Source organism: Pectobacterium atrosepticum, assembly GCF_000740965.1.
Classification (GTDB): Bacteria; Pseudomonadota; Gammaproteobacteria; order Enterobacterales; family Enterobacteriaceae; genus Pectobacterium; species Pectobacterium atrosepticum.
On record NZ_CP009125.1, the window covers coordinates 3,714,600 to 3,733,943 of the forward strand.

Annotated in this window: 18 protein-coding genes and 4 pseudogenes; 5 read left to right on the top strand and 17 right to left on the bottom strand. The window is 52.3% G+C overall.

Annotated elements, in window-relative coordinates; all coding sequences use genetic code 11:
* Positions 1-142 precede the first annotated feature (142 nt).
* On the bottom strand, positions 143-1,339 hold the full coding sequence (locus GZ59_RS16430) for an MFS transporter (protein ID WP_039293223.1): 1,197 nt from the start codon (positions 1,337-1,339) through the stop codon (positions 143-145).
* A gap of 121 nt (positions 1,340-1,460) precedes the next feature.
* Positions 1,461-2,342, bottom strand: coding sequence for a LysR family transcriptional regulator (locus GZ59_RS16435; protein WP_011094888.1), 882 nt, complete (start codon positions 2,340-2,342; stop codon positions 1,461-1,463).
* Positions 2,343-2,558: 216 nt separating this feature from the next.
* Between GZ59_RS16435 and grxB the strand changes: the two genes are divergently transcribed.
* On the top strand, positions 2,559-3,194 hold the full coding sequence (gene grxB / locus GZ59_RS16440; RefSeq protein ID WP_011094889.1) for a glutaredoxin 2: 636 nt from the start codon (positions 2,559-2,561) through the stop codon (positions 3,192-3,194).
* Positions 3,195-3,292: 98 nt separating this feature from the next.
* Here the strand turns inward: grxB and GZ59_RS16445 are convergent, their stop codons facing one another.
* From GZ59_RS16445 to GZ59_RS23595, 8 genes and pseudogenes are all read right to left on the bottom strand, one after another.
* The gene (locus GZ59_RS16445) at positions 3,293-3,715 is read right to left on the bottom strand and encodes a bacteriocin immunity protein (protein ID WP_011094890.1); all 423 of its coding nucleotides are present in this window, start codon (positions 3,713-3,715) and stop codon (positions 3,293-3,295) included.
* Positions 3,716-3,846: 131 nt separating this feature from the next.
* Entirely contained in the window at positions 3,847-5,187 is a 1,341-nt protein-coding gene (locus tag GZ59_RS16450; protein WP_011094891.1) for a glycosyltransferase, read from the bottom strand.
* Positions 5,188-5,198: 11 nt separating this feature from the next.
* Complete coding sequence (locus tag GZ59_RS16455; protein WP_039293227.1) at positions 5,199-6,050, bottom strand: TauD/TfdA dioxygenase family protein; 852 nt, start codon at positions 6,048-6,050, stop codon at positions 5,199-5,201.
* Between the two features lie 70 nt (positions 6,051-6,120).
* The gene (gene pvcA, locus GZ59_RS16460) at positions 6,121-7,086 is read right to left on the bottom strand and encodes an L-tyrosine isonitrile synthase (RefSeq protein WP_039295182.1); all 966 of its coding nucleotides are present in this window, start codon (positions 7,084-7,086) and stop codon (positions 6,121-6,123) included.
* Positions 7,087-7,741: 655 nt separating this feature from the next.
* Positions 7,742-8,044, bottom strand: a pseudogene (locus GZ59_RS24090) (type IV secretion protein Rhs); the annotation flags it as partial.
* A gap of 305 nt (positions 8,045-8,349) precedes the next feature.
* On the bottom strand, positions 8,350-8,628 hold the full coding sequence (locus GZ59_RS16475; protein ID WP_226302347.1) for a MafI2 family immunity protein: 279 nt from the start codon (positions 8,626-8,628) through the stop codon (positions 8,350-8,352).
* An 18-nt stretch (positions 8,629-8,646) separates the two neighbouring features.
* Entirely contained in the window at positions 8,647-9,012 is a 366-nt protein-coding gene (locus GZ59_RS23930) for a polymorphic toxin type 50 domain-containing protein (RefSeq protein ID WP_181023465.1), read from the bottom strand.
* Positions 8,995-9,487, bottom strand: a pseudogene (locus tag GZ59_RS23595) (RHS repeat-associated core domain-containing protein); the annotation flags it as partial. The pseudogene GZ59_RS23595 and the gene GZ59_RS23930, both read right to left, overlap by 18 nt.
* 28 nt (positions 9,488-9,515) lie before the next feature.
* Here GZ59_RS23595 and GZ59_RS24000 point away from each other — a divergent pair.
* Positions 9,516-9,653, top strand: a pseudogene (locus GZ59_RS24000) (SymE family type I addiction module toxin); the annotation flags it as partial.
* 85 nt (positions 9,654-9,738) lie between these two features.
* Here GZ59_RS24000 and GZ59_RS16485 read toward each other — a convergent pair.
* The 4 genes and pseudogenes from GZ59_RS16485 to GZ59_RS16500 all read right to left on the bottom strand — a co-directional run bounded on the left by GZ59_RS16485 (position 9,739) and on the right by GZ59_RS16500 (position 15,323).
* Positions 9,739-10,023: a hypothetical protein gene (locus GZ59_RS16485; protein ID WP_011094900.1), complete on the bottom strand. Its 285-nt coding sequence runs from the start codon at positions 10,021-10,023 to the stop codon at positions 9,739-9,741.
* 4 nt (positions 10,024-10,027) lie between these two features.
* A pseudogene (locus tag GZ59_RS23070) lies at positions 10,028-10,468 on the bottom strand (RHS repeat-associated core domain-containing protein); the annotation flags it as partial.
* 914 nt (positions 10,469-11,382) lie between these two features.
* The gene (gene xerC / locus GZ59_RS16495) at positions 11,383-12,408 is read right to left on the bottom strand and encodes a site-specific tyrosine recombinase XerC (RefSeq protein ID WP_039293231.1); all 1,026 of its coding nucleotides are present in this window, start codon (positions 12,406-12,408) and stop codon (positions 11,383-11,385) included.
* A gap of 29 nt (positions 12,409-12,437) precedes the next feature.
* Positions 12,438-15,323 (bottom strand): CHC2 zinc finger domain-containing protein, encoded by a 2,886-nt coding sequence (locus GZ59_RS16500; protein WP_039293232.1) that lies wholly within the window; start codon positions 15,321-15,323, stop codon positions 12,438-12,440.
* A 113-nt stretch (positions 15,324-15,436) separates the two neighbouring features.
* Here GZ59_RS16500 and GZ59_RS16505 point away from each other — a divergent pair, with 113 nt between their 5' ends.
* From GZ59_RS16505 to GZ59_RS16515, 3 genes are all read left to right on the top strand, one after another.
* Positions 15,437-15,838 carry a helix-turn-helix domain-containing protein gene (locus GZ59_RS16505; protein WP_011094905.1) on the top strand — a complete coding sequence of 134 codons (402 nt, stop codon included), beginning with the start codon at positions 15,437-15,439 and terminating at the stop codon, positions 15,836-15,838.
* A 77-nt stretch (positions 15,839-15,915) separates the two neighbouring features.
* Positions 15,916-16,245: a SymE family type I addiction module toxin gene (locus tag GZ59_RS16510; RefSeq protein WP_011094906.1), complete on the top strand. Its 330-nt coding sequence runs from the start codon at positions 15,916-15,918 to the stop codon at positions 16,243-16,245.
* Complete coding sequence (locus GZ59_RS16515) at positions 16,242-16,586, top strand: SymE family type I addiction module toxin (RefSeq protein WP_039293234.1); 345 nt, start codon at positions 16,242-16,244, stop codon at positions 16,584-16,586. The genes GZ59_RS16510 and GZ59_RS16515 overlap by 4 nt, the downstream gene beginning before the upstream one ends.
* A gap of 61 nt (positions 16,587-16,647) precedes the next feature.
* On the opposite strand, the gene GZ59_RS16520 is transcribed toward GZ59_RS16515, so the two are convergent.
* The 3 genes from GZ59_RS16520 to xerC (GZ59_RS16530) all read right to left on the bottom strand — a co-directional run bounded on the left by GZ59_RS16520 (position 16,648) and on the right by xerC (GZ59_RS16530) (position 19,315).
* A complete protein-coding gene (locus tag GZ59_RS16520) occupies positions 16,648-16,887 on the bottom strand; it encodes a hypothetical protein (RefSeq protein ID WP_039293235.1) in 240 nt (79 codons plus the stop codon).
* 5 nt (positions 16,888-16,892) lie between these two features.
* The gene (locus tag GZ59_RS23075) at positions 16,893-17,264 is read right to left on the bottom strand and encodes a TNT domain-containing protein (protein WP_011094926.1); all 372 of its coding nucleotides are present in this window, start codon (positions 17,262-17,264) and stop codon (positions 16,893-16,895) included.
* A gap of 1,028 nt (positions 17,265-18,292) precedes the next feature.
* Positions 18,293-19,315, bottom strand: a complete 1,023-nt coding sequence (gene xerC / locus GZ59_RS16530) for a site-specific tyrosine recombinase XerC (protein ID WP_039293240.1) — start codon at positions 19,313-19,315, stop codon at positions 18,293-18,295.
* Positions 19,316-19,344: the final 29 nt, after the last annotated feature.

The following is a 19,344-nucleotide window of genomic DNA, read 5'->3' on the forward strand; positions in this document are numbered from 1 at the left end:
GTACTAACAAGGGATGCAAGGACTATAGCAAGCCAAATGTATAGTATTGTCATCAGCAAGTAAGGTTAATCTGTCGGTTGTAAAACAACATTGGCAATGCTTCCCTGTCGCAATATCTGGCTATTTCAGCCTGCTTTTCCGATCATAATACCGCTTTTTTCGTGTTCATCAGTGCAGCCAGCAGTGCCATTATTGCCAACGCGCTGGCAAGCCCCCCGACCATCAACCATCCTCCCTGATGCCAGGCAGCCATTGCAACCGAGGACCCACCCGCGCCACCTAGAAACATACCGCCCATGAACACCGTATTGATTCGACCTCTGGCTGCGTCGCCAAGCCCGTAGATCACATGCTGATTGGCAATTAACGCACTTTGAACGCCGAGATCGAGTAGTACAACGCCGATAATCAGGCCGATAACAGAATCGAAGCCGATGAATATCCCCCATGACAGCAGCGTCAGCAGTGCTCCAGCGATCACAACTGGACGGCTACCGATTCTATCGGCCAATCTTCCCGCCAGCGGAGCCGCAAAGATGCCCGCTACGCCAATCACACCAAATAGACCCGCTGCGGCCGCCCCCATTTGAAAGCGTCCGCTTTCCAGATACAGCGCAAGTACGCTCCAGAACGCGCTGAACGATGCAAACAGCAGTGCCTGAATCAGCGTGGCTTTGCGTAATGTGTGTTTATTCCGCCACAGCGTTACCAGCGAACGCATCAGCTCACTGTAACGAACGGTTTGATTCGAGGGCGAAGCCGGTAACATTCCTCCCATCGCCCACGCGCCCGCCAGCGCCAGCGGTACACCCAGCCAGAACATTGCACGCCAGCCTGCGCTTTCCGCCACAAGGCCCGCAATAGTACGGCTAAGCAGAATGCCGCTCAGCAATCCACTCATCACCGTCCCAACAATAGCACCACGCTGTTTCACATCCGCAAGTGCTGCTGCAACCGGAACAATCTGCTGTGCAGCAGTGGCACCAAAACCAATGAGCAACGAGGCACTTAATAAGGCGAAAGCCGATGTCGACAGTGCAGCAAATGCTGAGGCCAGCGCCAACATCAAGAATTGCCATACAATCAGCCGACGGCGATCAAATTTATCACCGAGCGGCACCAGAAGTAGCAGCCCAAGCGCATAGCCCAGTTGCGTCACGGTTGGAATCAGCGAGATTGCCCCACTCGACGTAAAGCTTTCACTAATCACGCCAAGCATTGGTTGGTTGTAATAGATATTGGCAACAGAAATACCGCTGGCAGCCGCCATTGAGAAAATCAATAATTTGCCGGGAACATGCGGTGTTCTGACATTGGCCTCGCTGGATAATGTACTCATCATCATACCTGTTTATGTATTTCCCGCCGGAAATCGGCAAGCGATGAGTGCAGCATAAGACGCCGAAATCATTCCTAGTAGAGAGGTAGAGTGGATATAAGCTATTCCGAATGGGAATGAATCAGGAAAAGAGACGCTGAACGAAGCCAGTAAAAATTCTGGCGCGGGCTGATGTCATGCGACCTCCGGGATAAACAGCCCACAAATCCATCTTACCCAACGTCCATGAATCCAGTGCAGTAACGACCTGCACGTTCTCAAGCTCTGGTGCAAACATCCATTCAGACGCCACCGCCAACCCTGCGCCAGACAGCACGGCCGCGCGCACGCCTTCCGCCGCAGAAACACGGATACGCCCATTGGGGAATACCGTGGTCTGTGTTCCATCCTGAGAAAAAATCCAGCGATCGGTTCTCTCTCCCTGCAAATAGATGACGGCAGGATGCGCTGCCAGTGCGTCAGGAGAAGCTGGTATACCATGACGTGCGAAATAGTCAGGGGTTGCCAACAGACGCATGGAACACGACGCCAACCGCTGGGCGATCAGGCTTGAATCCTTCATCTCGCCCAAACGCAGTGCCACGTCAATACCTTCAGCAATCAGATCGATCGGACGATCGTCAAGAATGACATCAACGTTTAGCTCTGGATGCTCGGCCATAAACTCATGGAGTCGCGGCATAATATGCAGTCTGGCAAAGGTAACTGGCGCACAGATACGTAGCCGACCGGACAGCGAAGCGCTCCCACTCACTATATGATCTTGAGCCTCCCCCAGCATTTTTAATGCAGGGGCGATTTGCTCATAAAAACGCTGCCCAGCTTCTGTTGGCGTCAACCCTCGGGTAGAGCGGAGCAGCAGCAGCGTTACCAGTTGGTTTTCAAGCTGCATAATCGCTTTGGAAACCGCAGGCTGCCCAATACCAAGCCTGCGGGATGCGGCGGAAAACGACCCCGTTTCAAAAACGCAGATAAATGTTTCCAACGCGCTTAGGCGATCCATTTTTTCTCTTCCGCAAAAAGGGTTACATCGCATCATACCGCAATCCAGCATGAGTCATGCGGATTCACATCGCGTCTCTCCTTTTCTTGCTCTCAGCAGAGGTGAGCCACATTCGCTTTACCGCCAACCGCATCAGGTATTATTCTGATGGTATGACTTGTCATGACCGAACTGGCAATTTTTTACCTACTTTTTCAAAATCTTACGAGGTAATACATGAAACTTTTCATTTACGAACACTGCCCATTCTGTGTCAGAGCCAGAATGATTTTTGGTCTGAAAAATCTGCCTGTTGAGCAATCCGTCATTATGGAAGGCGACGCCGACACACCAACGCGCATGGTAGGCCGCAAAGTGGTGCCGATCCTGCGGAAAGAAGATGGCAGCTTCATGCCGGAAAGCATGGATATCGTCCACTATGTTGACAGCAAGCAAGCCCCGTTAATCGCCGACAAACCGGTTGATGCTGAGATTGAAGCCTGGTGTAAGTCCGTTTCCAACGCGGTGTTTAACCTTGCGGTTCCCCGTTTCACGAAAGCCGACTTCAAAGAGCTTTCCACGCCAGAGGCACGTCATGCCTACATTCTGCGTGAAGAAAAAGCTTTCGGCGACCTGGATGGACTGATAGCGAAAACGCCGGAATTGATTGCGGAAGTGGAGCAGAAACTCGAAGCGCTGGAGTCGCGTTTGGCAAACATCAACGCTATTTCCACCACTGATTTTATTCTGTTCCCTATTTTACTATCGCTCACGATCGTGAAAGGCCTGCAGTTTGGCCCTAACGTCCACGCCTACCTTGAGCGTGTCTCAACAGCCAGCAAGGTCGCGTTGTTGACCGATAAAGCGCTGTAAAACAGTAATAATAGAAACAACAAAGGAGCGGCTTATAGTGGCTCCTTATTTTTAGCAAAATTTGGATGATGCTGTTGATTGCCCAAAGGCGATCGCGGTTATTGATTCTTGGGATTGACTTCGCATCCTTCTACGTCGTGATCAAGCTTGATCGCCGAATACGCCTGAGAGTTTCCCGTTTTCTTTATCAGGAAAGGACTTGTCGAAAAGTAACTTCCCACATGCGCATCATCCACGAAACAGGCAATTATCTCTTTTTCATTTTCCGAGACAATGCGTAGCGAATACGTCCAACTGCCATCCGTTTCTGTTGCTTCTGCCCAGTCTTTTTCCTGGCTAAATACATACTCACCGGTATCCTTCAGCAGCGTCCCTTTAGGGAAATGCTTCGGCCCAAAAGAACTGCGGAAAGTAGTCACATCCAAATGCTTCAGCAACGTCACCGCATCCGTTTTTGTTGCCGAAAAACTGGTCTGGGGAATCATCAATACCGAAAAAATTACGGCCAAAAATAGCTTCATTTACTGCAGCCCTGCGATAGAACATCCGTACACGTATTCTATTTTAAAAACATGATACGCAATAGCGTTATGGGGCACCATTTCACCCCATAACGCGTGGCTGATTTCAGAGCATAATCACGAAATAATGGCTAAGCGCGAAGCAGAGATACATCCCTGCCTGATGTTATGCCATCTTCCTTTGGCGGATATTCCTTTGGAAGATATAATGCATTAACTTCGGCATTAATCAGAGCAAACGCATCATGACTGGCATAATCTGCCTGAATCCATCTTGCTCGCTGTAGATAGCCGGGACCCTCCAATATCTCAATAACGGATTGCTTAATCTGCTGTTCACTTGGCGTACTGGTTTGCAGGTTAATCCCACATCTGGCAAACACCACGCGCGCAGCGCCCTCCTGTTTATCTTCCCCTACCCCAGCCACAATGAGTGGAACGCCATCTTTCAGCCCAGCATTAATCGAGCCATATCCACCATTGGTTATTAATATCGACGCCGTCGGCAGCCAATCGTCATAAGAGAGGAAGCTCACCACTCTGGCATTTTCAGGTAAGGATGCTTGCAGGGAATCGACTGAGCGTCCTCCCGTGGTCGCCAGCACCCTGACGGGTAAGTCAGCTAGTGCGCGTAACGTTGGCCCAATGAGTTGCTGGAGATCGACATTCGCCAGTGTGCCTTGTGAAACGATAATAAGAGGCCGACTGTCGTCCGGCGCCCACCACTCAGGAACACACTCAGTTGCAACATGGTGAGATAATGGTCCAACAAATCGCACACTTTGTGGTAAATCGTCACGCTGGTACTCAAGCTCAGTGGTGGATAGCTGTAAGAAACGATCGCAATGGCCAATCAGCGTATCCATAAAAGGTTGCTCAAGCGGCTTTCCTCCCGCCTGCACCATCGCATGATTAAATGCGTGCTGAACTTCGCTCATAAATCCCCGCGTTTCCTCATCGACAAGTTGCTCATGACTTAGATCGGGCGGCAGCAATTTAGGAGGAATACGGGGTCCATAGAAAACAGAATCTCGCGTTGAGTAGGACAATGGTGTAACACCTATAACGATGACGGGTGGCCGCAACCTGGAGAGCAACAGCGGCAAGACACCATAAAAACAGTTTTCAACCATGAGCAGGTCGGCATTGGTTTTTGTCAGCGCTTCACGCAATTGGCGATCCAGCAATGGAATCGGCGCAGCAAAGAAATTTTTCAGCGCCAGAGCCATCTGCGCGTTACCTGGTGGCAGCGTGGCTCGCAGAGGGAAATGCTGCTCAAGGTGCCTGTAGTCAAAATCAATGTCATCGCTAAAAGGAATAAATCCTACCCCAGCGGCCTCCGCCTGCTCACGGAATAGCGCGCCGCTAAACAGCGTGACATCGTTCCCCTGCGCAACCAAATAGCGAGCTATGCTCAGCAACGGGTAAACGTGCCCCGGCGTTGCCATCGCCGCCATGAGAATATGTGCCATGATGCTTTCCCTTATGCTGCGTTATCAATACAGGTATTCACGCAAATCGGGGTGCCTTGAATGTGCACACGTTGCAGGTGACGAGCCGAATGAGCCGTAAACGCTTCGCGCCCATGCAGTAGCGAGAAGTTGTCGGCTATCACAACATCGCCCTGTAGCCATTGGTGCGCATAATAATAACGGGGATCGTACAGATGCTGCCGTAACGTCTGGCTAAATGTGTTTTGTGCTTCCGGCGCAATATGATGATATTCCAGCGCATGCTGGTTAAGGAAACGCTCCCCTTTGGTCGGCGGTTCGTTATAACGCATGATCTCACCAACGCCATTAGGATGAGGAATGACCAATGGTGAAGTCACCTCACCACCGTAATGCACAACGGCCTTAATGCGATAAGTGATTGAAACACGACGCCACTCCTCGACTAACGGTGCATCGGCCCCAGCCAGCAAACGTGTGGTATCAACGAAGGTGGTGCGTCCACCTTGATCCTGCCCCGGCGCAGAAACGCAATGGAACAGTTGAAATTCGGGGATCGTTGGCTTGTACATTCCATCCCAGTGTAGCGGCACATAGCTGTTATCGAAGATGTGATCCTTGGTATCCGCATGCTCTTTTACATCCAGCACTGCCCCAAAAGGCCACATCATGATTTCCCCCCAGTGACCAGCATACTCAGTTAACGTTTCGGGATCGGAAAAGCCAGAAGAAAAACCACGTAGTACCAGAAGATGATACTCGCGAGCAAGCTCACGCAGTGTGTCGATCGGCAGTGTAGCGATGCCCTGCCCCGCTTCAACAGGGGTCAATAGCGCGCCAAAAGGAGAAAGCAGCTCGATGCTGCAATTCACTCTATTTTCCATCGTGTATATTCCTTTATAAGATGACAATATCGATGTTTTCAGCAGATCATAAGGTGAGAAAAGTGCACACTTATGCCACATCCGACTGTTTAACTAAGTAGTGGCTAGGCGTACCACGGATTTCCACAACCTCACCGGCCAACTGCTGCGCATCCGTATTCTTCATAAGCACAAACTGCCCATTAACATTGGCGGCAACACCATGCCAAGGCGTTAACCAGTCATCTTTGGTGGGCATCATATGAATACCCAGTTTCAGGCTGTCCGCAGGTTGAGGGTGAATAGACAAACGGATAGCGTCTGGGAAATTTTCAGCAAGCAGATTGCCCCACGCCCAGCTACGTTGAATAACGCCACATGCGCGTTTTTTAGCATCCTTCTGTAAGGCCGCATTAGAGCCGGTATAGTCAGGCCGCAGACTATCTTCATAGAGGAAGCGAGTTATTGAACGATAAAGCTGTAAACCTTCTTCGCTCTGCATAAGCTGCTCCTTGATCTCCTCTGCCGATTCGGCGTAATCCTCAACCAGTCGTTGGCGAAGATGGCCATAGTCAGCGGTGAGTGCCGCCATATTCTCTACATCCTTAAGATTAAAGACGCTGAGATGAACAGCTCCCAGTTCATGCAATAAGTTTTCGATCTCATCCTGATAGGTGTTAATGGTCTCGTCGCTGGTCCCAATTAGATCGCCAAATACATGCCCATCCGAGCAAATACGGATATGTGCGCCGGGCGGATAATAAAGCTGAATACGCTGACATAACGAATTCAGAAATATCAGGGACAAGCGCTCTGCCATGTCTGGCATTCTCCCCAGTACCTTATAAGGGCTAGGAGATTTAACGGGAAACGCCGGTAGAATAAGTTCAACCCGACGACCTTCGTCAACAAAAGTACGAATTCTGGGTAATTGAACCTGAGTTACCTGAGATTCCTCTTCACTCACTGACTTCGTCGAGTGGGTGAATCGACGCCGATATTGAATTAACTCCCTTAATATTAGCGATGAAACTAATTCATTATTCATTATATCCAAAATAACCTCACTCATTTACATTCATTTAAAAATAGAATTAACCACATAGCTATGGCGTAGAAACAATAGAATAAAAACCCTTCACGAGTACAAAGAAAATACTGAATAACATATTCAGTATTTTTATTTACATAGCTAATAATTAACTTTGAATATAAAACTAATATAGTAAAATGGAGAGTGGTTTGTGTATTAAAAATGAGAGATAGTCATATTACTGAGACCATTAGCGACAAGAGTAGTGCAAAAGAGATGAGTAGATAACGGAGAACTGACTATGGAGGGAGGCAGATTATATATGGGCTGACTACCCAGTCAGTCGTTGGATATTCATTGACAGAAAAGGGCGAAGTACTGGCGTCATCGACTTATGACGGATACCAACCGTAACCAAATAAGAATAAATCATCTACTTTAACTAATTATATCACGAGATCTAATTGATCGTTTTCACTCTCTACTCTTTTAACCATAAAATCGTTAGAATGTAGAAAACCAAGAAACCTCATTTTATTTATTAAATCGTCGCCTTTCACCCTAAGCTTCAGAGTGTTTATTGCAATATCGTTAATAATAATATAATCATCTGGCATTATATTCATAAAACACTTACCACCAATTAATATGGAAGTGAAATAACTTCCATTTGAATTAAACGCCACCGCGCCCCGTCCGGCAGGCTCACCCGCAACAGTCGGTCCTGCACGTCCCAGTCGAAGTACGTTTCCTTCGGCCTGAACCCCGGACGCGTTTCCCGTTTCATCGCCAGACGCCCGCAGTCATCATACCGGTACTGCGTATGGCCGCGCTCCACCACCCGACCCGCCGTATCATACCGCACCGACGACTGTACCACCGCATCCTGCACCTTCAGCGTCTCACCCAGACCCGGCGCTATCTGCGACACCTCGCACAGGTTCTGTTCGCTGTCGTAGCCAAATAGCCGTGCTTGGCGCCGCCATTGTGGCGGACGGTGGAAAAGGCAAGATTATTATTGAAATGCAGATTAATCTGTAGCGACTGACCAGACCATATAGCATTGACAATGCAATAGCACATACGATATTTTTCAAACCCACTCATAGCCAAAGCCTTATTATTCAATAGGGTAACAAATTCAGATTTAACCATGAGTGTCATTACTGACAGAGCCAAAAATCCGATGACCACGTATATAGAACGTGTTATTCAGTTAGAAATAAAAAACCTGAAGGGTCATAGATGATCTTTTCGGATTTTTTATAAATTCAAAATTGTATTTAATTAACTTTCATATCTAACAAACACCCAGCCTTTATAAGAGTTCAACTTACCTACAGGTTCACATGACTTGACTAAATTGATCTCTTGATTTTCCAATTCAGGACATGATGCCATTATTTCGCTTACAGCAACATCGATGATTTCATCATCATCAGGCTCAGTGTCCAAATACCCATACATTATGATTTTTTTATCAAAAAAATCATAAGCTAATGCTCTAACATTTTCATTAACGTTACCCAAAAGCGAATTAAATATTATTAATTTCAGTTCATTCATATTCATCTCATAACCTACCTAAATTGTATCAGGCAACGCCGGAACAATATGAGCACCATTTTTACGGCTATGGATTAGCCCCCATGATGTGGAAGTATTAGTACCATTCATATCTTTATGAGTACCGTTCACATCACCAAAATCCACTTTAATTTTATTTTCGTTAATTACCCTAGAGGTATTAACATTTCCTGCATGGTAGTTATCTAATAATTCTTGAGGCTTAGCATCTATAACACTCTTACCCTCAACGTAGTTATTATGTCCTTCTATATGTTTACCTTGTGCGCCGTCATGAATTTTTGTTGAAATATTTGGTTTTTTAACTTCTGGCTTTTGGCTGTTTTCAGGTGAGTTCGGCTGCTTACAGCCAGATTCCGTCAACCCTAGCGGATCAACCCATTCTAACGGATTATGTACGTAACTTTGTGGTTGGATACCCCCACCCAGCCCTATCGGATCCGGAGACAGATGCTGCCCCCCTCTCCGCATCATAGTAACGATGTCAGTTGTAGTAAAGCCCCGTTTCCGCGTCGTACAGCTGCCCCTGATAGCGCAGCTCGCAGTACACTTCCTCGTTTGCCGCATCACCCAGGTAGCGCCGCAGCGGGATAGGCCGTCGCTCTTCACGATGCGCCCCCCACAACCCCTGCTCGCCGCGCCAGCGGATTTCCCCTTCCTCGCTGCACAGCTCTCTCGCGGTTCCTGTCAGGTCAGTGACGATGTAGTGCAGTTGTGTGCTATCACCTTGCGCTTCCACTTGCGCAAGTGGTCGGAAGCTCCCCGGCTCGTACACCCACTGTACCTCCCGCGCCGCTGACCCGTCTGCCCGGTACTGCTGCTGACCAATTAACTGGTTTTATTATACCGTGTGATATGCCCCGCATAGTGGCAGATCCACCCCGCCTTCGGCCATTAACCTTAAAAGCCGCTGGCTCGAAGAGTCGGGCTTTATCACCGGGATGCCCGTCACCGTCACTGTGGAGCGGGGCAGGATTATTATTGAGACGCAGATTAATCTGTAGCGACTGACCAGACCATAAAATAATAAAGCCGAAAGGATCGTAAGATCACTTCCAGCTTTTTTAACGAACCATTCATGTATAAAATCTAAACATCATTAAATATGTCTATTAATTTTTCCATTCGGATTCCATATGCATTTATTTCCCCATCATTACCTATACCAACATTAGATATAGCATTCGATAGTTCATCTAAAATAACATCAACATCCTGTTCAGAAAACTCAACAAAATACCTACCAGTCGGATATACATCTTTTATTTTTATCTCCCCCGTTCCTACACTTTCTTTTAATACCCCTGCTATATGAGGGTCAGAAATAAAAACAAGAAGATCATTTATAACCTCACGATTTAGCTTAAAATTCATAGCCTCACCTTACCATTCTGGGGTTGTAACTAAAGCCAAGATCATTAGCTCGACGCTGCGCTGAACCACTTCCCGAGACTCGACTAGTTCCTTGACCCCAAATTTCTGGCCCGCGAGATTTTCCGAATGTTGTAACAACCTTACCGTCCTGATTTAATACGACAGTTGCTCTTTTACCTTGATAGCGGGTTGTTCCATTTGCATTTTCTACAACTTTTTTAGGATTCTTCACTGCATCGAGCATATCTTTAGCATTGACCCCTTTACCACCATTACGGCCAACTGCTTGGTTTAAACCATGCTTCGTATAACCAGTAATTTTTCCAGCTACTGGCTTATTCGGCTGTTTACATCCCGATTCCGTCAACCCCAGCGGATCCACCCATTCCAACGGATTGTGAACGTAGGCTTGAGGCCGGATTCCACCAAGTAACCCTATCGGGTCATAGGGACAACTCCGGTGCAGTCGTACTTTTTAGTGCACTCAACCACTTGAAGCAACAGCCTTTTTAGACAGCGTTTTCGGCCATGTTAACACGCCCGTAACCCACAACTCCCGACGCGCACTTTTGCCCGCAGACACGCTACCGCCACGCTGTGACTTCCCTGTCTGCCTGCGCCACATCATAGCAGCGGCGTCAGCCGCTGCCATTACTCGTTTTGTTGCTGAACCGGGGTTTATTGTGGCGCGAGCCGTTCCGCAGCTTGCTGTGGGACGGTGAAGCGTCTGCCGGGCGCGGGCTGGCGAGGCCCGCAAGACAAGACGTTGAACAGGGAGGCCCCCGGCGGGGGCCGCACGGGGCGAAGATGGCGAGCACGGGAACGAGCAAGGAGCTTGCGACTGCGAGCCGGGCACAGCCAGTGCAGCGGGGTTGGGGCGGGGGCGAGGTGAAGCCGTTAAGCGCCGTGACGAAGGAGCGGCTTCTGCTTTGGGGTTGACGTTGGTCGAGGGTTGACGCCGGAGCCAGTGCCGCCAGGGAGGGCGGCCACACCGTAAGAGCCGAGAACGAGTGCCGTTGCCGACAGCAGAGCGAGCGGGCGAGCTGTGCGCCACACCGCACCAAGAACCCAACCCCGGCGGCCAGCCGCTCACTGAGGTTGAGGTAGCCGCAGCGCGCCCTTAACCTGCCCGGCGCCGATATAATGTGTGTTGCGCGTTGGCCGCGTTCAGCGGCTTTCGCGTAATGCCACATTATGTTGAATGACGTTCGGCCAGCAACGATTGTTACAGAGAACGCTTTTGTCTGGTGCTGGCCGGGCGGCATTTACCGCCGGAGCGCCTTGGCTGAACAAGGCAGTAAGCCCGCAGGGACGAGGGCTTTCTGCCCTGCACCGCCCTACGGCTTTGAAGAGAGGGAGCTACTTTTTCGGGCTGTCCGGTTTGCGTTTCTTCCTGCGCCGGGGTTTCGGTTTCCGCTCTGCCGGATGGGTTTTCTCATGCACCGCCTTCAGATGACCGATAGCCACTCGGGTATATATCTGCGTCGTTTCCAGTTTCTCATGACCCAGTATCGCTTGTATGTGTCGCGTGTCCGCCCCGTTCTCTAACATCTGTGTCGCCATCGAGTGCCGGAACACATGACATGCCCCAGCCTTTTTCAGGTGGGCGTCATCCCGTATTGCCCGGCCTGCCAGTATCGTCAGCGTCGCCCGTCCCAGCGTCTTCCCCCATATCGTCACGAACAGCGCACCGCTGTCATGTTTCGTCGTCAGCCTTGGCCGCACTGCATCCAGATAGCGCTGCACCCAGACCAGCGCCCGCAGGCCAACCGGAACCACCCGGTCTTTGTTGCCTTTGCCCTGTCGCACCACCAGTACCCCGCGCCCCACGTCCACATCGGCCAGCATCAGTCCGGCCAGCTCTGAACGTCTTAGTCCCGTGCTCCACAGCATTTCCAGCACCGCGCGGTTACGTAACCCGGTCAGCGTTTCCGTGTCCTGTGCGTCCATCACCGCTTCGGTTTCTTCCTCGCTCAGTATCTGCGCCGGTAATCGCTTCTCGGCTTTCGGCAGCGTCATCTGCTCGGCGGGGTTGTACAGGATATGGTGACGGTGCAGCAGCCAGCGGAACAGCCCACGTATCGCTGACAGGCGGTTAAGCTGACCACCGAGAACCAGCAGTTTGCCGTCTGCCTTGCGGTAGCCGTGCAGGTAACGCTGATAGGCTTCCAGCACCGACAGGCTCACCTGTGCCGCCTGCGTAAGTCCCCGCTCCTCGCACCACGTCACGAACGGGCGAAGCCGTTCACCGTAGCCTTCCACCGTGCGCGGGCTGTGGCTCGTGGCCGTCAGGTATTCAAGGTAAGCGGTGGTGTGCTGGCGCAGCGTCTGTGACAGGCTGCTAAGGTAAAGGGCTTCCGAGCTGGGTAGTTTCGGTTTGGTCATGGCGGCGCGTCCTGCGAGGTGATGAGGGGTTACGATGTGATGCGTTTGTTTCTCTTCGCCGGAACAGGGCTTTTCGCCTTATCGCCACTTGCGACTGACGAACCCTTACCCCGCGTGGCTTGGCGGGATTTTCCAGACTCCAACTTGGCACCAACTTGGGGGCAACTTGAGGCCAACTTGCTCTCCTTATCCCCCAACTTGCGTGAGTCGTACTGTCCTGCCGGATTATCTTCCGGCGGATCGATAAGGCCGCACAGATGCGTATTATCATCGCTTCCGTTCCCATCCCACAGCAGTTCGTACTGCAACAAGTGCCCCCGACTGCCGCCGTGGATAAGCAGGTATTCCATTTCGACCAGCCGCAGACAGTGGACTTTCAACTGGTTATCGCTCCACTGGGTCGCGTTGCGGATATCCCGCCGGGTAAAACGTACCTCGCCCGGCTTCCTGTTTTGCGTATGTGCTAACTGATTGACCATGCCCTGTATCAGCAGCAACAGCTTGCGCGTCTGTGGCGGCATCTCGTCCAGCGTGCGGCCTAATATCTCGTGCGCTAACCGGTTGGCCAGCACGATATCCGAGCGCGCCACCTCGATATACTCGATAACCGCGCCACGGTGTTCAACCTGCTTTATCTCCCGCTGATACTGGTGCAGCAGCGTGATGCTCTGGATTAACGTCAGGTATTTCATATGGTCGCGGCGGGTACGGGTTTTGTCGCTCAGGAACGTGAGCTGGCTGGCGAACGGGTTCACCACTTTTAACGGTTTCAGTAACCGCTGGGCATTCTGGTGCAGTTCGGTGAGATAGCCTTTCTCGTTCTCCATCAGCAACCCTTCCAGCGTTTGCTTGTGGCGCTGCAAGGCGTGTATCGCTTCCGTCTGTTCGCGGGATTCGTTCACGCTGAGAACCAGACAACGGTTTAACAGCTCTTCATCCACATCGATGGCTGTCGTTGTTAACATCAACATCACCGGGCCTTTCACCGTGTACTGTTTGGTAACAAGGTTTCCCGTCGCATCATCCTTGCCCGTTGATGCTATCGTCAGTTCTCCGTCACTCTGCAACAGCTTCAGCGCATAGGCGGCTTGCCTGACGCCTTCTTCTTCCGCTATCGCCAGTATCTTGTGCTGTAAGTTCGTTTCGCCCAGATAGAACAGGCTCTGTCCCGTCATGGCCGAGTATTGCAGCCGCTCTTCCGGTGGGATGAGGTTCAGTACCGCATCCATCAGCGAGGATTTTCCCGCCGCCGAACTGCTCTGGATTAACACCGCTAACGGTCTGTCCAGCTTGCGCGATACTGCCGCCAGATACCCCGCCACTAAGTTGGTCGATTCCCCCACCACGCCACAGGCGGCAAGATCATCCGTCAGCCTGCCGATAAGGTTCGGGTCTTGCAGCAACGCCAGCGCGTCGGCTTTCGCGGCATCGTCCAGTTCTGGTGCGGTGTCACTGGCGGTTTCCGGCTGGCTCAGATGACTTTCCAGTGCCAGCAGCACCCGTCCCAGAGTGCGTTTAAGGTCACTTTCCGCTAACCCTAACTCACTCGCGGCCAGCCGCGCATACCCTGCACGCGAACGCGCACTCATCATGTCCACGCTGTCCGCGAACACCACGCCGCTTTCCGTATCCAGTACCTGCGCGTTCACCTTCATCGCGCCGCTGCCCGCTTTCACCGATGCCATGCCCCGGATGCGCCACTGCTGGCCGGACAGCGCTATCTCAAGCTCACCGTTTGGCAGGGCGTCAACCACAACCCCGGCAGCTAAAGAGGCGGCAGGTTGAGACGGTTTTTCAGGCTGTGGCACGGATTCAGGTTCAACGCTGACCGCTTCCCCCATTGGCAACGCGCCGTCAACCAGTAACCCGAACGCTGCTTCTGGTTCGGCCACACTGCATAAGTAGCCGTTCGCATCCATGCCAGACGGGAACACCACGCGGAACGGGGTGATGCCCTCAGCGGCTAAGGACTCAGCCAGTGTTACCGCCGCCGTATTGCCTGCCTCATCGTTATCGAACGCGATAAGCACCTGTTTTACCCCGTGGCGGATAAAGGCTTGTCGCATCTCATCGGTAAAGCCATTTACCCCATACGCCGCCGTCACATTACGATACCCCGCCACCCAGAACGACATCGCATCGATAAGCGATTCGCATAAGATGACCGACTTACTCGCAACCAGTGCCTGTTCGTTCCACACCCCGCCGTGTGGCCCCGGCAGGTACAGGTGTTTTGGCGTCCCGGCACGCAACTTGTCGCACAGTTTGCGCCCGTACAGCTCCCGCACCTGACCGTGACTATCGATAACAGGAACAACCAGTGAACCCGCCAGATGTTCATGGCCGCTGTCACGCATCACCCCGATGGCCTGCAACTGCGCCCGGATGGCCGCACCGTCTTTCAGCTTCTTTGATGGCAGACGATAGCCCAGCGTCCGGTTGGCGAACCCCAAGCGGAACTGCGCCACTAACTCAGGATGATTGAGGCGGCGTTTTTCCAGATAGGCGATGGCCTCCGGCGCGTTCAGCAGGGTGTGATGGTAGAACTCGGTAACACGATGCAGTAACGCCTGCCGCTCCTGTTCATCAGCGATATCCGCCACCGGTGGCAACGGTTCAGCCGCTGGCACACTACCCAGCTCACGCCGCAGCTTATCGACCGCATGAGGCAGGCTTAAGCCTTCCGTCTTCATCACCCAGTCAATGACCGAGCCGCCTGCATCACAACCGAAGCAGTGATAGAGGTTTTTGTCCGGGCTGATAACCATGGAAGGGGTGTTCTCCTGATGGAACGGGCACAGCACCACCCAGTCCTTGCCGCGCTTCACCACCGTTCTTCCCTGACCACGCACCACTTCAACCAGTGACACGGCGGCTTTCAGGTGCTGCAACTCGGATTCGGGGATGCGTGCCATAAACGGATTTCCTCTAAAAACCTGTCAATAGGGTTTGGCTAAAAATAACTCGACGCCAATATACCACATAATGTAGTATATACAACATATCGTGGTAAAACGTGAGGTAAGTTATGGCTGTCCTATTACATTCAACATCGGTAACAGCTATGGCTATCAGTAACGAAGAGCGCGATTTCTTCATGGCACTGGGTGAACGCATCACCACCCTGCGTAAAGAGCGGGGTATCACACAGGCTGAACTGGCGGAGAAGCTTGGCGTTTCCCAGCAGACGGTTCAGGCATGGGAAGCGGGGCGCAGAAGGATTAAGGTTTCATCACTCCCTTCTGTAGCACAGATTTTTTCAGTTTCGCTTGAAGAGGTATTCGGGGAAGCCCCGGAGCCTGCCAGACGCAAGCGCGGCCCGGCCCCGAAGTGGCAGCAGCAGATGGAAGAGATAGACAGTTTGCCGAAGGCAAAACAGAAGATGATTTCGGAGATGTTAAGCGCTCTGATTGCTCAGGCGCGTAACTGACGGATAAATAGCGCGGCGAAGATGAGTTTGCACCTCACCCACGCCGCTCACCACAAGCAACTATAGGAGTAGTTACCATGGCTGACGCGCATTCTACGCCAGATACCACCGTTTTTAAAATCTCTCAGGCCGAGCGCTTTACGCGGGTAGGCTATCGCCCCATCAAGGGCAACCATGACACCCCCGCGATTAACATTGCCGGGCAGTGGCTGAAGGACGCCGGATTTACCACTGGGCAATCGCTCAAGCTGCGCATTATGCCCGGCTGCATTGTCATCACCACGCAGGATATCCATGAACTGTGGGGCAACCTGCACGCCCTGAGCATCGCGCCATTTGATGAACGTGCCGCGACCCACTGGCTGAACCATTTTCCCGGCGGGCTGAACATGGAGAGCGCACGATGAGTCTTCATTATGCTTTCCAGCACGGCGACCTGCCGGAACTGACGCTGACAGGCAACGAACTGGCACAGGCGGGTTTTACCGCTGAGGCGCTGTTTCGTATTGGCCTGTACCGCAATGGATTAATGCTGACACGACTGGATGAGGATACCGACATCGCCGCGCTGCTAAACGAACTGGACGGCAGCGAGACGGAGGGCGCGGACTGGGTGGGGGACAACGGGGAACTGACGCTGGCAGGGGACTGGCTGACGCAGAGCGGGTTACTCGGCCAGTCGTTAAGCATTGAGGTACTGCTCGGTAAGATAACCATTCGGGCAGAACAAGGGAATATGCTGGCGTAATAATACCAACCGCTAAAAATAAAAAAGCCGGAAGGATCGTGAGATCGCTTCCGGCTATTATTTATTTTACTTTACCAATAACAATTGCATTAATTTGATCATATATATATTCGCAGGCTTCATCTTCTGTCGGGAAACTTACCATCCCAGTTTTAATCCCTCTTTCTGAGTAATAAACAACCCAACAACCATTTTCGTGATCAAGACATAATTTTTCATTTGGTAAGCCGCCATCCAAAGAATATAAAGTTCTCGACACTTTCTCTTTGATAAGCCTATCTTTTAGCTCTTTTTTATTCATAAAAATCACCGTCTCTTTAACGAACCATCCCTCACCAAATTTATTATCTTATCAGGTAATTCGTACTGAGTTCCGCCACCTTCATATCCGAACCAGCCTTTAATATCACCGGCATCAACAGTAATTGGCTTAACAACTTCATAAACATTATAAGGTCTACCATCTGACCCCGGTTTCAAGGCTCTATCTCTATATGGAACTCCTTCAGGAGAGGCGAATGTTCCATATTCAGTACCATATCTATCAATTGTAGAACCGGGTAATAATGTAAATTTAGATGAGTCGCCATCGAAACCTCGATTTGGTGGCCACTCATTATGATCTGAGAAATTCGATGATTCTCTGGCTCTACGGCTTGCCTCTATATTTTCGAGCACCCTTTTCCGCTGTTCACATGCAGATTCAGCTAATCCCAAGGGGTCAACACGGGTTAGCGGATTGTGAACGTAGGCTTGAGGCCGGATTCCACCCAGTAACCCTATCGGGTCATAGGGACAACTCCGGTGCAGTCGTACTTTTTAGTGCACTCAACCACTTGAAGCAACAGCCTTTTTAGACAGCGTTTTCGGCCATGTTAACACGCCCGTAACCCACAACTCCCGACGCGCACTTTTGCCCGCAGACACGCTACCGCCACGCTGTGACTTCCCTGTCTGCCTGCGCCACATCATAGCAGCGGCGTCAGCCGCTGCCATTACTCGTTTTGTTGCTGAACCGGGGTTTATTGTGGCGCGAGCCGTTCCGCAGCTTGCTGTGGGACGGTGAAGCGTCTGCCGGGCGCGGGCTGGCGAGGCCCGCAAGACAAGACGTTGAACAGGGAGGCCCCCGGCGGGGGCCGCACGGGGCGAAGATGGCGAGCACGGGAACGAGCAAGGAGCTTGCGACTGCGAGCCGGGCACAGCCAGTGCAGCGGGGTTGGGGCGGGGGCGAGGTGAAGCCGTTAAGCGCCGTGACGAAGGAGCGGCTTCTGCTTTGGGGTTGACGTTGGTCGAGGGTTGACGCCGGAGCCAGTGCCGCCAGGGAGGGCGGCCACACCGTAAGAGCCGAGAACGAGTGCCGTTGCCGACAGCAGAGCGAGCGGGCGAGCTGTGCGCCACACCGCACCAAGAACCCAACCCCGGCGGCCAGCCGCTCACTGAGGTTGAGGTAGCCGCAGCGCGCCCTTAACCTGCCCGGCGCCGATATAATGTGTGTTGCGCGTTGGCCGCGTTCAGCGGCTTTCGCGTAATGCCACATTATGTTGAATGACGACTGGCCAGCAACGTTAAGGTCAGAGTGTGACTGAGGCTGGCGCTGGCCGGGCGGCATTTACCGCCGGAGCGCCTTAGCCACATAAAGGCAAGCGGTGCGCCACGGACGGCGCGCCTTTTGCCCTGCACCGTCCTTCGGGATGGAAGGGAGTGAGCTACTTTTTCGGGCTGTCCGGCTTGCGCTTCCTGCGCCGGGGTTTCGGCTTCCGCTCTGCCGGATGGGTCTTCTCATGCACCTGTTTCAGATGACCGATAGCCACTCGGGTATATATCTGCGTCGTTTCCAGTTTCTCATGACCGAGTATCGCCTGGATGTATCGTGTGTCCGCGCCGTTCTCTAACATCTGCGTGGCCATTGAGTGCCGGAACACATGACACGCTCCCGCCTTTTTCAGATGCGCCTGTTCGCGGATAGCGCTTCCCGCCAGTATCGTCAGCGTCGCCCGTCCCAGCTTCTTCCCCCATATCGTCACGAACAGGGTGCCGCTGTCGTGCTTCGTCGTCAGCCGTGGCCGCACCGCATCCAGATAGCGCTGCACCCAGACCAGCGCCCTCAGGCCAACCGGAACCACCCGGTCTTTGTTGCCTTTGCCCTGTCGCACCACCAGAACCCCGCGTCCTACGTCGATATCGGCCAGCATCAGCCCGGCCAGCTCTGAACGTCTGAGTCCCGTACTCCACAGCATTTCCAGCACTGCACGGTTACGCAGTCCGGTTAACGTTTCCGTGTCCTGCGCGTCCATCACCGCTTCGGTTTCTTCCTCGCTCAGTATCTGTGATGGCAGGCGTTTCTCTGCTTTCGGCAGCGTCATCTGCTCGGCGGGGTTGTACAGGATATGGTGACGGTGCAGCAGCCAGCGGAACAGCCCACGTATCGCTGACAGGCGGTTAAGCTGCCCCCCTTGCGCCAGCGGTTTACCGTCTGCTTTGCGGTAGCCGTGCAGGTAACGCTGATAGGCTTCCAGTACTGCCAGACTTACCTGTGCCGCCTGTGTGAGTCCCCGCTCTTCACACCACGTCACGAACGGGCGCAGCCGTTCACCGTAGCCTTCCACCGTGCGCGGGCTGTGGTTCGTGGCCGTCAGGTGCGCAAGGTAAGCCATGGTGTACTGGCGCAGCGTCTGTGACAGGCTGCTAAGGTAAAGGGCTTCCGGGCTGGGTAGTTTCGGTTTGGTCATGGCGGCGCGTCCTGCGAAGTGAGAAGAGA